This window comes from Ruegeria haliotis, from assembly GCF_013377785.1.
GTDB lineage: Bacteria > Pseudomonadota > Alphaproteobacteria > Rhodobacterales > Rhodobacteraceae > Ruegeria > Ruegeria haliotis.
Map to the genome: position 1 here is coordinate 584873 of NZ_JABXWT010000002.1, position 16204 is coordinate 601076.

At 57.2% G+C, this 16204-nt stretch carries 15 protein-coding genes; 9 read left to right on the top strand and 6 right to left on the bottom strand.

Going from position 1 to position 16204, the window contains the following annotated elements:
- Positions 1 to 85 precede the first annotated feature (85 nt).
- Positions 86 to 709, bottom strand: coding sequence for a TetR/AcrR family transcriptional regulator (locus HW561_RS07930; protein WP_176863399.1), 624 nt, complete (start codon positions 707 to 709; stop codon positions 86 to 88).
- Between the two features lie 139 nt (positions 710 to 848).
- Here HW561_RS07930 and HW561_RS07935 point away from each other — a divergent pair, with 139 nt between their 5' ends.
- The 7 genes from HW561_RS07935 to HW561_RS07965 all read left to right on the top strand — a co-directional run bounded on the left by HW561_RS07935 (position 849) and on the right by HW561_RS07965 (position 9706).
- Entirely contained in the window at positions 849 to 1313 is a 465-nt protein-coding gene (locus tag HW561_RS07935; RefSeq protein ID WP_176863401.1) for a (2Fe-2S)-binding protein, read from the top strand.
- 3 nt (positions 1314 to 1316) lie between these two features.
- Positions 1317 to 3503, top strand: coding sequence for a xanthine dehydrogenase family protein molybdopterin-binding subunit (locus HW561_RS07940; RefSeq protein WP_176863403.1), 2187 nt, complete (start codon positions 1317 to 1319; stop codon positions 3501 to 3503).
- 138 nt (positions 3504 to 3641) lie between these two features.
- Positions 3642 to 4961 carry a glutamine synthetase family protein gene (locus HW561_RS07945; RefSeq protein WP_176863405.1) on the top strand — a complete coding sequence of 440 codons (1320 nt, stop codon included), beginning with the start codon at positions 3642 to 3644 and terminating at the stop codon, positions 4959 to 4961.
- A 59-nt stretch (positions 4962 to 5020) separates the two neighbouring features.
- Positions 5021 to 5701 carry a type 1 glutamine amidotransferase gene (locus tag HW561_RS07950; protein WP_176863407.1) on the top strand — a complete coding sequence of 227 codons (681 nt, stop codon included), beginning with the start codon at positions 5021 to 5023 and terminating at the stop codon, positions 5699 to 5701.
- On the top strand, positions 5701 to 7059 hold the full coding sequence (locus tag HW561_RS07955) for a glutamine synthetase family protein (RefSeq protein ID WP_176863410.1): 1359 nt from the start codon (positions 5701 to 5703) through the stop codon (positions 7057 to 7059). Before HW561_RS07950 ends, HW561_RS07955 begins: the two co-directional genes overlap by 1 nt.
- A 12-nt stretch (positions 7060 to 7071) precedes the next feature.
- The gene (locus HW561_RS07960; protein ID WP_176863412.1) at positions 7072 to 8376 is read left to right on the top strand and encodes an NAD(P)/FAD-dependent oxidoreductase; all 1305 of its coding nucleotides are present in this window, start codon (positions 7072 to 7074) and stop codon (positions 8374 to 8376) included.
- Between the two features lie 115 nt (positions 8377 to 8491).
- The gene (locus HW561_RS07965; protein ID WP_176863414.1) at positions 8492 to 9706 is read left to right on the top strand and encodes a DegT/DnrJ/EryC1/StrS family aminotransferase; all 1215 of its coding nucleotides are present in this window, start codon (positions 8492 to 8494) and stop codon (positions 9704 to 9706) included.
- A 49-nt stretch (positions 9707 to 9755) separates the two neighbouring features.
- Here the strand turns inward: HW561_RS07965 and phaR are convergent, their stop codons facing one another.
- The 3 genes from phaR to phaC form a co-directional block, all read right to left on the bottom strand.
- Positions 9756 to 10307 (bottom strand): polyhydroxyalkanoate synthesis repressor PhaR, encoded by a 552-nt coding sequence (phaR, locus tag HW561_RS07970; protein WP_176863416.1) that lies wholly within the window; start codon positions 10305 to 10307, stop codon positions 9756 to 9758.
- A gap of 135 nt (positions 10308 to 10442) precedes the next feature.
- The gene (locus tag HW561_RS07975; protein WP_176863418.1) at positions 10443 to 10889 is read right to left on the bottom strand and encodes a phasin family protein; all 447 of its coding nucleotides are present in this window, start codon (positions 10887 to 10889) and stop codon (positions 10443 to 10445) included.
- A gap of 130 nt (positions 10890 to 11019) precedes the next feature.
- Entirely contained in the window at positions 11020 to 12822 is a 1803-nt protein-coding gene (gene phaC / locus HW561_RS07980; RefSeq protein ID WP_176863420.1) for a class I poly(R)-hydroxyalkanoic acid synthase, read from the bottom strand.
- A gap of 111 nt (positions 12823 to 12933) precedes the next feature.
- Between phaC and phaZ the strand changes: the two genes are divergently transcribed.
- Together phaZ and HW561_RS07990 are read left to right on the top strand one after the other, a co-directional pair.
- A complete protein-coding gene (gene phaZ, locus HW561_RS07985) occupies positions 12934 to 14205 on the top strand; it encodes a polyhydroxyalkanoate depolymerase (protein WP_176863421.1) in 1272 nt (423 codons plus the stop codon).
- 5 nt (positions 14206 to 14210) lie between these two features.
- The gene (locus HW561_RS07990) at positions 14211 to 14795 is read left to right on the top strand and encodes a DUF6151 family protein (RefSeq protein ID WP_176863423.1); all 585 of its coding nucleotides are present in this window, start codon (positions 14211 to 14213) and stop codon (positions 14793 to 14795) included.
- Here the strand turns inward: HW561_RS07990 and HW561_RS07995 are convergent.
- Together HW561_RS07995 and HW561_RS08000 are read right to left on the bottom strand one after the other, a co-directional pair.
- On the bottom strand, positions 14792 to 15502 hold the full coding sequence (locus HW561_RS07995) for an alpha/beta fold hydrolase (RefSeq protein WP_176863425.1): 711 nt from the start codon (positions 15500 to 15502) through the stop codon (positions 14792 to 14794). The genes HW561_RS07990 and HW561_RS07995 overlap by 4 nt on opposite strands.
- 84 nt (positions 15503 to 15586) lie before the next feature.
- On the bottom strand, positions 15587 to 16201 hold the full coding sequence (locus HW561_RS08000) for a hypothetical protein (protein ID WP_176863689.1): 615 nt from the start codon (positions 16199 to 16201) through the stop codon (positions 15587 to 15589).
- Positions 16202 to 16204: the final 3 nt, after the last annotated feature.

Sequence of the window (16204 nt, forward strand, 5' to 3'; positions counted from 1 at the left end):
GCATCACGAGGTGGCGGTCATCCGAATCGAACTGGGGACGTCTTACACATTCTCAGGCCTTCTTCCCACACACGGCGTGACGACCTCAATCCGGCGATTGCGCAGCGTCGCGACCATATCGGCTGATCATCATCTCAACACTGCTTTCTATGGTCTCGGCCATTTCAGGTGGGCTAAGCACCGCGCCCGTGAACAACATAGGCCAGAACGCACGGGCTTTGATCAGGCCTATGAACTCTCGCCCAGCTTGCTCTGGATCATTGATCTGCAACTGACCGTCTTCTGCCGCGTCTCGCAGCATGGCTATGAAAGTCGCGGTCTTGTCCAGTTTGCCCTGCGCCTCGGCCGCAAGGGTCGGATTGCGCAATGTTTCGCTTATCACCATCCGGGACATCGCGATGACATCGGGCAGCATCAGGATACGCCCCTCGGCCCAGGCCAACTCGGTCAATTGCTCGCGAATGCCACGGCCTTTTTCGTATCGAATTTCCAACACTTCGGCAAAGCGGCTAGACAATTCAATCACGATTGAACGAAACAGATTTTCCTTACTTTCAAAATACTTGTACAACGTGCGCTTGGACACCTCGGCCCGGGTCGAGATGCGATCCATACTGGCCGCAGCAAATCCCTTTTCCTGGAACTCGGCCACGGCAGCTTCGATGATCTGTGCGTGCTTGGCCGCATTCGGTGCGCTGCATTCGTTCATGGCAGAGCTATAGACCCATTGACCGGGGCTGGTCAAATTCTAAGTAAACTTGGGAGTTTACACGGCCAAAACAATATGCAAAATGTAAACCCGCCAGTTTACCGATTCAGGAAACCAGCGCGAACAGGAGAGTCCCTCTATGGCTTTGACTTTGAAACTGAATGGCGAAACCCACACGGTTGACGCCGAACCCGGCACGCCCCTGCTGTGGGTGATCCGGGATGAACTTAAGCTGACCGGAACCAAATTCGGCTGTGGCGTTGCCTCGTGCGGCGCCTGCACCGTGCATGTGAATGGTGAGCCCACGCGCTCGTGCCAAACCTATGTCGAAGACGTTGAAGACGCCGAAATCACCACGATCGAAGCCATCGGCGATGACACGATTGGCGCAGCAGTGCAGCAGGCCTGGGTCGAGCTGGATGTGGTTCAGTGCGGCTATTGCCAATCGGGTCAGGTGATGTCGGCCGTTGGGTTGCTGTCAGAGAACCCAAAACCATCCGCCGAAGAAATCGACGCGTACATGCACGGCAACGCCTGCCGTTGTGCCACCTATCAACGCATCCGCGCCGGTGTTCAGCGCGCATCTGACATTCTGGAGGCCTGATCCATGACCATCAACACTTCTCGCCGTGGATTTCTGAAAGGCGCCGCTGCTGCCGGTGCCGTCTTGCTTGTCGGTGTACGCACCGATGGCGCTCTGGCTGCAACCACAGCAGAAACTGCGCAGTTCAATCCATTTGTGAAAATCGACGCGGATGGAACGGTCACTGCCATCGTCAAGCATTTTGAAAAGGGCCAGGGTCCTGCAACCGGCCTGCCAACGTTGATCGCCGAAGAAATCGGTCTGCGCATGGATCAGATCGAATACGAATTCGCACCGTCCGACCCGCAGGTCTACAACAACCTGCTGTTCGGTCCGTTCCAGGGTACGGGCGGTTCGACCGCGATGGCCAACTCGTGGTTGCAATATCGTCAGGCCGGTGCCGCCGCACGTGAGATGCTGATTGCTGCAGCCGCCCAAGGCTGGGATGTAGACACGTCCGATGTCACGATCGAAGAAGGCATCATCAAAGCTGGCGACAACTCAGCCCCGATCAGAGAGTTTGTTGCAGCTGCTTCTCAATTGGAAGCACCAGCTGAACCGCGCCTCAAGGAGCTTTCGGAGTTCCGCCTGATCGGCAACGACGCCGTACGCCGCAAAGACTCGGCGATCAAGGGCAATGGACAAGCGATGTACGCCATGGACATCCATCTGCCGAACCAGATGATTGCAATGATCAAGCGTCCAGAATCTCGTGGCGGGCTTGCCATCAGCTTTGACGACAGCGTGTCCAAAGAGGTCAAGGGCTACATCAACGCGGCCGTCCTTCCCAACCAGGCGGGCGTTGCGGTCTATGCCGAGAACACCTGGGCCGCCATTCAGGCACGCGACGCGCTTGAGGTCGAATGGGACATGGCTGAAGCCGAGACGCGTCACTCGGATCAGATCAAGGCCGAAATCTTGGCCGCGCTGGATGCCGCGCCCACATACAACGTAAACAAGGCAGATGTGGCTGCTGTATCCGCGGCGATAGATAAGGCGGACAAGGTCATCGAAAAGACCTTCTACTTTCCCCTGTTGGCTCATGCGCCAATGGAGCCGCTGAATTGCACCATCGAGCAAACCGCCGACGGCAATATCGTTCTGCATGATGGCAGCCAGATGCCGACGGGCCCGCATATGGCCTATCAGCAGATCTTTGGCCTTCCAGCCGAAAAGATCCAGATCAACACAATGCTTGCCGGCGGCTCTTTCGGACGCCGCGCGACACCTGATGCGGATTATCAGGTCGAGGCTGGTTTAACCTTTGTGGTCACCGACCGGTCGCGTCCGGTCAAGTTGGTCTGGACCCGCGAAGATGATATGCGCAGCGGCTATTATCGCCCCGCCTTCGGTCACAAGGTCCGCGTCGGGCTGGATTCGGATGGCAACATCGTTGGATGGCAGCATCAGGTGGCAGGGCAGTCGATCATGAAGGGGACGGCGTTCGAATCCTTTGCGGTGCACGATGGCGTCGACCACAGCTCGATCGAGGGCATTGCGGACAGTCCATACAAGATCCCCGGCATGGCCTTGGGTCTGACAGATACGCCCAAAGCTACATCTGTTTTGTGGTGGCGCTCTGTCGGACATACCCACACCGCCTACACAATGGAAACGATGATGGATCTGGCGGCAAAAGCTGCAGGGCGCGATCCCGTTGAGTTTCGATTGGCCCATCTGGCGGATGACAGTGATTCTGACCAGAGACGCAAAGCTGCAGTACTGAAACTCGCTGTTGAAAAGGCGGGATGGGGCAATGCTCCGGCTGGTCGGGCACAGGGTATCGCGGTTCACAAGTCCTTTGGCTCTTACGCTGCTCAGGTCGTCGAAGTGTCCGGTGATCCCGAGACCGGCATTCGCATCGAAAAGGTCACCTGTGCTGTAGACTGCGGTATCGCCGTAAACCCGGATGTCGTGCGCGCCCAGATGGAAGGTGGCATTGGCTATGGCATCGGTCACGTCATGCGTGATCAGATCACCCTGACCAATGGCGCCGTGGATCAGTTCAACTTCCCGGACTACGAGCCACTTCGGATCGGTGATATCGCCGCAATCGATGTGCATATCGTGCCATCGGCCGAAGCGCCAACTGGCGTGGGCGAACCCGGCACCCCACCGTCGGCCCCTGCCCTCGCAAACGCGATCAATGCCCTGTCCGGCGTTCACGTAGCAGAGCTGCCGATGGCAGAGAACGGGGTCAACTTCGTCTGACCCGCTTATCCCCGCGCCACCCCCTAAAGAATTGGCGCGGGGACCCCATATGACCCAGTACGACAAAATTTGATCAAATTTAGTGACAAGCCGGAACGACTCCAGTACATCTCGGACAACGAGAGGAATGGAGGCCCCATGAACCTGAGCGCCCTGCACAGTTTTCGCGTCGCTGCCTGTGACCTGAATGGTCAGATGCGGGGTAAGCGTGTGCCACCTGCCTATGCCGAAAAACTGGGCAAAGGCGCCGTGCGTATGCCGTATTCGGCGCTGACAGTCGATCTGTGGGGGGCCGATATCTATGGTAGCCCGCTGGTGTTTGAAACCGGTGATGCAGACGGAGTTCTGCTGCCGACGGAGCGTGGACCTGTCCCCGTACCCTGGCTCGATACGGACACGGCGCTGGTTCCCATGAGCCTCTATGATGACCACGGAACCCCTTTTGCTGGCGACCCTCGGCACGCCCTTGCCTCCACCTTGTCACGCTATGCGCAGCGCGGTTGGTCCGTCATCGCCGCAACCGAACTTGAATTCACGCTGGTCGACGCGTCCGGCCCGCAGCCGCAACCGCCGATCAACCCGGTCACCGGACGCCGCCTGTCGGACGAGGCCGTATTATCCGTTGCAGAAATGGACGCGTTTGAGGCGTTTTTCACCGATCTGTACGACGGCTGCGCTGCCATGGGTATACCCGCCCAGACCGCAATTTCGGAAGGCGGCGTGGGCCAGTTCGAGATCAACCTGAACCATCAAGACGCGATGCGCTGCGCCGATGACACATGGCTTTTCAAGGCCTTGGCGCGCGGTCTGGCGCGCAAACACGGGTTCTCAGCGACCTTCATGTCCAAGCCCTATGCCGATGACGCCGGAAACGGGCTGCATGTTCATTTCTCGGTCGTTGACCAACAAGGGCGCAATGTCTTCGATGACGGAGGTTCCGACGGGACAGATCTTTTGCGTTCGGCCGTTGCGGGATGCCTGACGGCCATGCCTGGAAGTACGTTGATCTTTGCGCCACATGGCAACTCGTACACGCGTCTCGTACCCGGCGCGCACGCCCCCACCGGTGCAAGCTGGGCCTATGAAAACAGAACTGCGGCCATTCGCGTCCCGGGCGGCGCCCCAGCGGCGCGCAGGATCGAACACAGGGTGGCAGGCGGAGACATCAATCCGTACCTAATGCTTACCGCCATTTTGGGCGCGGCCTTCGTTGGGATCGAAGATGGCTTGCAGCCGCCCGCCCCGATCACCGGAAATGCGTATGACATCGACGACCTCCCTCAACTGGCCGGGGACTGGGCATCGGCGGTTGACGCGTTCGAATCCGATCCAACAGTCGCACGCCTGTTTCCGGCTGACCTGATCCGCTATATGATCATGACCAAGCGGCAGGAAATCACACGCTTTGCGGACCGCCCTGAGGACCAGCACTGGCTGAGCTATCTCGAGGCGGTTTGACCCCTCTTGCCCGGCCTTCCGGAGTCGGGTAGTCTAAATTTGATCAAATTTGGTGACACATGAAAATCGGCATCCTACAGACCGGCCACTCTCCCGATATGTTAAAAGGCGAATTCGGGGACTACGACACGTTGTTTCCCGCCCTTCTGGACGGAAACGGGTTTGATTTCGAAACCTTTGCGGTGGTGGACGGGATTTTCCCCAGCGGCGCAGAGGACGCGGATGGCTGGTTGATAACAGGTTCGCGCCACGGCGCTTATGAAGGGCTGCCCTGGATTCCACAGCTGGAGGATTTGATCCGCGCCATTCGCGACAGCGGCAGACCGATGGTTGGCATATGTTTTGGTCACCAGATCATTGCGCAAGCTCTTGGGGGCAAGGTCGAGAAGTTCTCGGGCGGATGGGCTGTAGGGCGGACGGAATATGACTATGACGGCAAAAAGGTCTGGTTGAATGCCTGGCATCAGGATCAAGTAACCGAACTGCCCGAAAAGGCTCGGGTCATGGGACAAAACGATTTTTGCCATAACGCAATGCTGGCGTACGACGACACGATCTGGACAGTCCAGGCGCATCCCGAGTTTTCCAACGATTTCGTCGCGGGCCTCATGCGAACACGTGGCAAAGGGGTTGTTCCTGACACCCTGTTGCAGGACGCGGCAAACCGGCAGACCGCACCGGATGACAATGCAGAAATCGCTCGTATCATGGCGGATTTCTTTAAGAAAGCGAGGGCCTGATGGCCGACCGGACAGACGAACTGCCCCAGGCAGCGCAAAACTACCTTGAAGGCAAGCGACTGGACGAAGTTGAGTGCATCATTTCAGACTTGCCCGGCATCGCACGCGGCAAGGCGGTACCCGCATCCAAATTCGCGCGGCAATCCTATTTCCACCTGCCCGATAGTATCTTTTACCAGACGATTACCGGCGGATGGGGCGAGGCTGCGGGGGATGACGGGTTCATCGAGCGGGACATGATCCTGAAGCCGGATTTCTCAACCGCGTCTGCCGCGCCGTGGACCGGTGACTGGACGTTACAGGTGATCCATGACGCCTATGACAGAGACGACGTGCCGATTCCGTTCAGCCCACGCAACGTGCTGAAGCGCGTTGTGCAGCTCTATCACGACAAGGGGTGGAACCCGATCGTCGCACCAGAGATGGAGTTTTTTCTGGTCGCCCCCAATGTGGACCCGGCGCAGGGGATCAAGCCGATGATGGGCCGTTCAGGCCGCCCGGCTGCGGCCCGCCAAGCCTATTCAATGACGGCGGTGGACGAATTCGGCCCGGTGATCGACGATATCTATGATTTCGCCGAGCATCAGGGTTTTGAGATTGACGGCATCACCCAAGAGGGCGGAGCTGGTCAGTTGGAAATCAACCTGCGCCACGGTGACCCGGTCAAGCTGGCCGATGAGGTGTTCTACTTCAAACGCCTCATCCGCGAGGCCGCCTTGCGTCACAATTGTTTCGCCACCTTCATGGCCAAACCGATCGAGGATGAGCCGGGATCGGCCATGCATATCCATCACTCAATCACGGATATCGAGACGGGGCAGAACATCTTTTCCGGTCCGCAAGGCGGTGAGACTGACGCGTTCTATCAGTTCATTGCAGGGTTGCAGATGCATCTGCCCGCCGGTCTGGCAGTGATGGCGCCTTATGTGAATTCCTATCGCCGCTATGTCAAAGAACAGGCTGCACCAATTAATCTGGAATGGGCACGCGACAATCGGACCACCGGCATCCGGGTTCCCCTGTCCAGTCCCGAAGCACGGCGGGTGGAAAACCGTATCGCCGGGATGGATTGCAACCCGTATCTGGGTATCGCCCTGTCGCTGGCCTGCGGCTACCTCGGTTTGACAAACCAGGAACGCCCCCGCCGTCAATTCTATGGTGACGCCTACGAAGGCGAAGGCGATATTCCGCAGGTGATGGGCAACGCGCTGGATCTGTTTGACGACGCCACCGCCCTGCACGAGGTTCTTGGCCCCGAATTCGCCCGAGTCTATGGCATCGTGAAGCGGGCGGAATACGAGGAGTTCCTGCAGGTGATCTCTCCGTGGGAGCGTGAGCATCTTTTGATGAACGTCTGAGGCTGGGCTGCCATGAACCTGCTCTATTCCAATGACCGCAAGGCGGAATACCCGCTTAGCTGGTATGCGGCGACAGCCCATCCGTCGGACCGGTTTCCAGCGTTAACGGGTGATGCGACGGCGGATGTCTGTATTGTCGGCGGCGGGTACACGGGTCTTTCAGCCGCGCTGCATCTGGCGGAAGCGGGACTTGACGTTGTTCTGCTTGAGGCCCATCGCGTGGGTTTCGGTGCCTCTGGTCGAAATGGCGGTCAGTTGGGCAGCGCGCAAAGGATGGCTCAGGAAGATCTGGAGCGTCTGGTCGGCGAGGCCGACGCCGTCAAGCTTTGGAAGCTGGCCGAGGATGCCAAGGATCTGGTCAAATCCCTGATCTCCAGACATCAGATTGACTGCGACCTGAAACCGGGTGTGGCTGAAATGGCCCTCAGCGATGCCGAGCGCGGTGAATTGCACGACCACGCAGCGCACCTGTCCGGCAAATACGGCTATGACCAGATCGAAGTTCTGGATGCAGAGGCCGGCCATGCTCTGTGCCCCTCGCCCGCCTACAAGGGGGGATTGTTGGATATGGGGGCGGCTCATCTGCACCCGCTAAATTACGCCCTCGGACTGGCGCGTGCAGCCTCAACGGCAGGCGCACGCATTCATGAAGGCACCGAAGTTCTAAGCATCGAACAAGGTTCGCGTGTTTCGGTTCGAACTGCGCACGGGCAGGTTACGGCAAATCACGTCATTTTGGCATGCAACGGGTACTTGGGTGATTTGAACCGGCAGGTGGCCGCACGCGTCATGCCGATCAATAACTTCATCGCCGCGACCGAACCGCTTGGCGAGGACGCAGTTCGGGTTTTGACCCGGGATGTGGCCGTTGCGGATACCAAGTTCGTCGTGAACTATTTCCGTCTCAGCGCAGACGGCCGCCTGTTGTTTGGCGGCGGCGAAAGCTATGGCTATCGCTTTCCGACGGATATTACAGCGACGGTTCGCAAACCGATGACCCAGATATTTCCTCACCTAAAAGACGTAAAAATTGATTACGCTTGGGGTGGAACATTAGCCATCACCATGCGGCGGATGCCCTATCTGACGCGGGTTGCCCCCAACATCCTGTCTGCATCGGGTTATTCCGGTCATGGCGTTGGCACGGCTACCCATGCCGGTCAATTGATGGCTTTGGCTATTCAGGGTCAGGCCGAAGGATTTGACACGATGTCCCGTGTACCCGCCCTGCCCTTTCCCGGCGGTGCGGCGCTGCGTAGCCCGCTCTTGGCGTTGGCGATGACGTGGTACACGCTGCGGGATCGTCTGGGGATCTGAACCGCCTTCCAGTGCAACAGTTTGGTGAAATTTCGCCGAAGCGGCGAAAGGGGTCTTGGCACGGCCCAGTCATTTAATTTAAATAAACGAAAGTTAGAATTCGGGAAATCCAAATATGACGCTGCCACCCAACGTCCATGACGCCGAACCCATCCCCGCAGCCGCACGCGACGCCATTGACGCGTTGATGCAATCGGGGGACCTGTTCCGATACACCGCGCCGCAAGACGCCCCTGTTGCTTTGCTCGAGGCTGAGTTCGCCGAATTGCTGGGTACGAAATTTGCGCTGGCGGTTTCCTCATGCTCGGCCGCGCTCTTCCTGTCGCTGAAAGCACTGAGACTGCCACGGGACGCACGGGTGCTGATCCCCGGCTTCACGTTCGCCGCGGTCCCCTCATCCATCATACATGCTGACTGCGTCCCGGTTCTGTGCGAGGTCGGCGAGAATTACCGCATCGATATGGCGGACTTTGCCGCCAAGCTGGACACGGTTCAGGCTGTCATTATCAGCCATATGCGTGGTCATACCTCGGACATGGACGCGATCATGGACTTGTGCGACGCGCGCGACATCCCGGTGATCGAAGACGCCGCACATTCGCTGGGAACCACCTGGCATGGGCGCAATATCGGCACCATCGGAAAAATGGGCTGTTTCTCGTTCCAATCCTATAAGATGATCAATGCGGGCGAAGGTGGCATCCTGATCACCGACGACGCCGATCTGGTTGCGCGTGCCGTGATCATGTCGGGCGCTTATGAACACAACTGGCAGAAACACAAAGGCCCCCATGGCGATAATTCGCCCGAGCTGGAACAGGCCTTTGCGCGCTGGCAGAACAAGTTGCCGCTGTATAACCTGCGCATGAGCAACCTCAGCGCCGCTGTGATCCGTCCGCAAATCCCCGAACTTGCACGGCGTGTGCGCGACGGTCTGAAGAACTATGATTACATGGCAGACCGTCTGAACATCTCGCCCTATGTCGACGTCCCTGCCCCATTGGCACCCGAATGTCGCGCGCCGGACTCGATCCAGTTCAATCTTGTCGGAATGAACGAGTCAGAGATCCGCGCCTTCGCAGCTGCGTCCGAATCCCGTGGCATCAAGGTTCAGGTCTTTGGCCTGAGCGAAGACAACGCCCGCGCCTTCTGGAATTGGCAGTTCCTTCCTGAGACATTCGAACTGCCCCAAACCCGTGCCATGCTGATGAAAGCATGCGATGTGCGCCTGCCCGTACGCTTGACGCGCGAAGAACTGGACGTGATCGCCGATATTCTGCTGGCATCAGTGGGTGAGGTCACCGGACCCGTGCCCGTTTACGGCACCTAAAAAAAACGGCCCGCACAATGCGGGCCTTTTCTTGTTCATTGACGGCGGATCAATTCAGCTTGGACAGCTTCTTTTGCAGCTCGGCCAATTGTTGCTTGATGTCGTCCAGATCCTCTTTGGATTCCGGCTTTCCTTCTTCCTTGTCCGGCCCGGACCATCCGCCTGACAGGCCACCGGTCATTGCCTTTAGAAAAGCCTGTTGCTGCGCCTGCATCGCATCAAAGCCCGGCATCTGCGACATGGGATTCATGGCGCTCATGTTTTCCACCATCTTGCTTTGGCTTTCGCGCAGCATATCGAACGAGCTTTGCAGGAACTGCGGCATCATCCCTCCGCCGGGAACCATGTAGCTGCGGACAAGATCGTTCAGCACGTTTACCGGCAGGACATTTTCACCGCGGCTTTCATGTTCGGCAATAATTTGAAGCAGGTACTGGCGTGTAAGATCATCGCCGCTTTTCAGATCAATGATCTGTACTTCGCGCCCACCACGGATGAACCCCGCAATATCTTCAAGCGTGACGTAATCACTGGTCTCGGTGTTATACAGCCGACGGCTGGCATAGCGCTTGATCAACAGCGGTTTTTCTTGATCCGACACCGGTTATCCTCCCCAAGGATGATGCGTTGCAGCAGAGGTTATGCGACTGCAGCACAAAAAGAAAGGGCAGGTCAATCGACCTGCCCAACGCGAGTGCACCAAATGGGAGGAATGGGCGCGTCTCGCGGATGTTTCTTACTTGGTGGTTGCGGCTTTCTTGGCAGCAGCAGTCACGTCGTTGGTCGCTTTTTTGACAGCAGCAGTTGCGTCTTCCGCAACATCTTTGCCAGCAGCCATCAGCAGTTCGACGGTCTCGGTCTGAACTTTCTTGGCGATCTCAGCGAAAGCAGCCATGTTTTCCGCTGCAACTTCAGCAGAAGCGCTTGCGAAATCGGTTGCCGCCTTGGCGTAGTCAGCAGGGTCTGCCTTTGCCTTCGACATTTCGTTCAGTTTGGCCAAGGTTTCCTTGGTCCATTTGTTCGAGATCTCTGCCGATTTCTCAGCTGCGTCCAGAGCGACCGTCGACAGCTTTTCGTTCAGAGCCGCGGTCGATTTGAAGGCACCTTCCATTGCGGAAGTGTCTACCGGAAATGCGCCCATCATGTCTTTCATGATCGCGGAAAAGTCTTGAGTCTTTGCCATTGTCCTAATCCTTTTGCCGAACCGAGCCCACCCCGGTTTTCATCAGCTTGAGGGCAATATGATTGCTGCGCCGCAGCATTTCAAGTTTTTTCTTGCTGCGCCGCAGCAAAATTCCAGTTTCAAAGTAAAATCAACCATTTGGCCTTGCAACAACATAGGTTCCAGGCGCTGGGACCAGGCGTGGATGATCCGAATCGCCCGTATCGCGGGCTGGTATCTGCTTGCCGGACCGCTTCTTCAACCAAGCTTCCCACATGGGCCACCAGGACCCTTTGTGAAAGTCGGCCTCTTTCAGCCAAGTATCCGCGTCAAGCTTCATGTCTGGATTGGTGTAGTGGCCGTATTTCTTCTTGCTGGGTGGGTTCACGATCCCGGCGATATGGCCGGATTCCGACACCACAAAGGTTTTGGATCGCGAGCCCATCTTCTGCACCCCACGATAGCAATCCTTCCACGCAGCGATATGGTCGGTTTCACAGGTGATCGCCATCAATGGCACATCCACGTCACTGACATGCAGCTTGTGCCCCATCAGCTCGATACCGTCTGTGGCAAACTCGTTGCGCTGGCACAGACCTCGCAGATAATCGACCGCCATTTTCGCCGGAAGGTTCGCCCCATCACCGTTCCAATACAGCAGATCAAACGCGGGCGGCATTTCCCCCATCATATAACTGCGAATGGCCGGTCCATAGATCAGATCGCGCGAGCGCAGAAATGACATGGTGCGCGCCATGATCCAGGATCGTAATACGCCTTCTTTGTTCACCTCTTCCTCGATTCCATCAATGAAATCGTTTTGCAGAAACGGCGTAAACTCTCCCTGATCCGAAAAGTCGGTCAGTGCGGTAAAGAAGGTCGCGGACTTGATCGATTTGTCGCCGCGCTGTTTCAGCAACGACAATGTCAGGCTGAGCGTTGTACCCGCGATGCAATATCCCACCGCATTGACCTGTTTGACCTTGCAGATTTTCTTGACCTCATCAATCGCGGTCAAAAAGCCGTCCTGAATGTAGTCTTCCATTCCGGTTTCGGCATAGCTTTCATCCGGGTTGACCCAACTGACGACAAACAGGGTGTATCCCTGCTCGGTCACCCATTTGATCAGGCTATTCTGCGCCTTCATGTCCAGAACATAGAATTTGTTTATCCAGGGCGGAAATAGAACGATGGGCGTTTCGCAAACCGTATCAGTCACGGGTTTATATTGGATCAGCTCCATCATCCGATTACGATAAACCACATCGCCCGGCGTGGTTGCCAGATTGCCTCCGACCTGAAAGGCATTCTCGTCCGCTAACCTGACGACCAGTTCGCCATCGTTGGCTTCAAGGTCTGCAACCAGGTTTTCAAGCCCCTTGATCAGCGATTGCCCTTCCGTCTCGACCGCCTTTTGCAGCGCATCCGGGTTCGTCGCCAGAAAGTTTGTCGGCGCCATCATATCGGTGATCTGCCGCGAGAAATACTGCAAACGCCGTCTGTCATTTGCATCCAGATCGTCGACTGAAGCGACGGCTTGGGCGATGACCTCGGCGTTGGTCTGATATTGTTGGCGGATAAGCCGGAAATAGGGGTTGGTCTCCCACATGGGATTGGAAAACCGTTTGTCACCGGGCTGCGGCGCCTCATCCTCAATCTCGCCTGTCGTAAGCGCTTGCTGCGCCTCAGCATAATTGAGAACCGATTTCCCCCAGTATTCTATCTGTTGTTCCAACAACTTGGCGGGATTTTGCCAAGCCTCTGCCCAATAGGCTGTTGCTGCTCGTGCAAAAAGCTCTTGATTCGGACCGTCCAGCGCGGGGGTGTGCGGCTTCTTAACCGCCATAATTTCGATCAGACGTTTAGAGAGCTGTTCGACCTTTTCCATATTTTCCTTAAGGCGTTCAATATGTTCGTCGGTCACATCGGGCATTTGGTCTTCACTTGTTGTCATTTTAACAATTCCCCCCTAACCTCGCTGCCATGCAGAATAACGTCGTGGGTGTCGGGGGGCAAAGCGACGAATGGTCCGAACTCTCAGGCACACACTCAGGAGACCCCTTCGATGCGCTACATGATGACCTACGACTTGATGGAATCCATGCGCAATACCAACCAATGGCTGGGTGCGACGGCAAGCTCGATGGCGTCCTATCCATTGTTTTCGATGGTTCCAAACCCCGCCTTCAGCTGGATGGCGGCATGGGGGGAAGTGACGGAACGCACGTTCCAACGCATGGTCGTGAAACCCGACTGGGGCATTCGCACATTCACGTGCGAAGACGGCAAAGACCATCTGGTCGAAGTGACCACGGTTCTGGAGCGCCCGTTTGGAGATCTGATCCATTTCAAGGTAAACGGACGCGAAGAGCAGCCGCGCAAAGTGCTTTTGGTTGCGCCAATGTCCGGACACTATGCGACCCTTCTGCGCTCGACGGTTAAAAGCCTTCTGGTTAACTGTGAAGTCTATATTACCGATTGGCATAACGCACGCGATATTCCTGTGTCTGCGGGCAAGTTCGATGTCGAAGATTATACCCTCTACCTTGTCGATTTTATGAAAGAGCTTGGGCCGGACACACATGTCGTCGCTGTCTGCCAGCCCGTACCTCTGACTCTGGCCGCCACGGCTTATCTGGCCGAGGTCGAGCCCAAGGCCCAGCCCAGCACCCTGACCCTGATCGGTGGCCCGGTCGATCCGGACGCCACGCCGACAGACGTGACCGACTTTGGCCGTCGCGTCACCATGGGACAGCTGGAAGAGACCATGATTCAGCGCGTCGGCTACAAGTATAAGGGCGTTGGGCGCATGGTCTATCCCGGCTTGCTGCAACTTGCCTCGTTCATGTCGATGAACGCCGATCGCCACTCCAAGGCATTCACGGATCAAATCCAGCGCGTCAGCCGCGATGAGGCATCCGATCAGGACGCCCACAACCGGTTTTATGACGAATACCTGGCCGTGATGGACATGACCGCCGAGTTCTATCTGTCCACGGTCGAGCGCGTTTTCAAAAACCGCGAAATTGCGCGCAACGAATTCGTGGTTGCCGGTCACAAAGTGGATATGAGCAAGATCACCAACGTTGCCGTCAAAACGGTCGAAGGCGCGAATGACGATATCTCTGCTCCCGGCCAATGTATTGCTGCACTGGATCTTTGCACCAGCTTGCCAGACAGCAAAAAGGCCAGCCACGTCGAACCCGGCGCAGGCCATTACGGCATCTTCGCAGGCCGCAGTTGGCGCGACAACATCCGCCCGCTGGTTATTGATTTCATGAACGAGAACAGCCGCAAACCTCGCCGTCGCGCCGCAAACCGGAACAAAGTGGCCTGAAGGCTATGGGCGAGAACGCACCATCCGATCTCGCCTTTTCCTGCACGTGTGGGTCATTGAAGGGCCGCATCACGGCAAAGGGGGCCAAGTCCGGCACCCATGTCGCGTGCTTTTGCCAGGACTGCCGGGCTGCCCAACTGTATTTCGGACAACCCGATCCGGCACCGGGCCCGGTGGAAATTTTACAAATCACGCCGGAAGAGATCGAAATCGAGACCGGCTTAGAGCATCTGGCCGTGATGAGGCTCAGCCCCAGGGGCATGCTGCGCTGGTATGCCAACTGCTGCAATGCGCCGCTGGCCACGACCTCGAGAACACCGAAATTTCCATTTGCCGGATTTATCTTACAACGGATTACCAACCCTCAAGGCCTGGGTCCAATAACAACGCGCGGATTTGTGCCCCAGCCGAATGGCAAACAAAAACATGAAAGGCTCGGGCACGCTATCTTCGGCATGTTAAACCGCGTCGCCAGATCGCGGCTGTCTGGAAGTTGGAAGAATACCCCGTTCTTCAATCACAAAACCAGTGAGCCGGTAGTAACCCCGACGGTCATCAGCAAAAGCGAACGCGCAGCGCTCTATCATTAGTCCAGCCGGTGCCGGGCCTCCAACCAGTTTTGCATAGCGTCGATGACGATCTTCGGCGTCTCAAGCGTTGGTAAATGTCCGGCGCTGTCAATGACTTGCAGATCCGCTCCGGGGATCAGATCCGCCATGAAAGCGTGTTTACGAACCGGCGTCAGCCTGTCGTGCGCCCCGCACAGGATCAATGTCGGCACTTTGATCCGACGCAAGGCCCCCTGTTGATCCGGGCGCCGCTGCAAGGCACGCATCTGGCGCACAAACAAATCCGGCCCAAGATCAAGCGCCATGGCCAGCAAGCCGTTCAGAATGGGAATCCGTTGCGGCCCCGGCGCCAACGTGTCCGAGCCCACAACCTTGCGCATCACCTCTTCCAGCCGTCCGGCTTGCGCACCAATTATCAGATCTTCGCGCCCGGCAGCGATCTGCGGCGTATCAGCCTGCGCATCAGTCGCCATAAGACACAGGCGCGATACCCGTTCAGGCGCGCGTCGGATCAACTCCAACGCCACCACACCGCCCATGCTTAACCCAGCGAGGGCAAATCGGTGCGGCAGTTGATCCAACAGGCCCGAGGCAATTTCTTCAATGCGCTCACCCATAGAAACAGGCGCGACGGTCACGGCCCGGGAACGCGACAATACATCGATCTGAGGGTGAAACAGTCGAGCGTCACACATTAAACCAGGTAACAATACCAGCGGCTCGATCACGCAGGTCCTCCATCTGCTCGGTTTTCCGAGTCCTTCCGAATGCTCTCAGGATGAAAGTTTTGCGGCACCCGGGCAAGGAAAACTTCACGGATAAGCGATGGCGCGAAACGCTGGAAAGTCGGTATAGCGGGATTGTCGGGCGGACCTGCTCTCTTCCGGCTCGGCCCCTGGTCGCAACAGGCATCCGCGCGGCGCAATGTAGCTGTCGATCCGACGATGTGGCTCTGGCCGCCAAACCAGATTGAACGCGCAGAGTTTTGGAAAGAACCAGATCTCGGAATAATCCAGATGGTCATGCATCCACCACGCCAGATCTCGCCAATCGCGTCCATGCGCGTATTGGTCCGCGAACCACGGTATCACAATTGAAGCCCCCGCAATCCGCGCGTCCCCATTACCCCAATCCCAGATATGGCATTCCAGCGGATTATCATTGCGGGCACAGTTCAGCCTGTTCTCGTTCCCGAACTGGTTCAGTGAACGTGAACGATACCCCGAGCGCACCGCGACCCGGCCAAAGGTTTCCTCGAGCGGGTCGAGCAGTGTTTCGCAAAAGGCACGACCCGTCTCGATGGCCAGATCCGGGTTATCGGGGATGTTCTGTTTCTGGTGAAAATTGCCAATCTCGGAATAGAGAAATTCCCGCATGAAGAAGTGCCGGGACAAGCGTACGCGGCCAAGGGTCTCAAGGCTCCACATGCT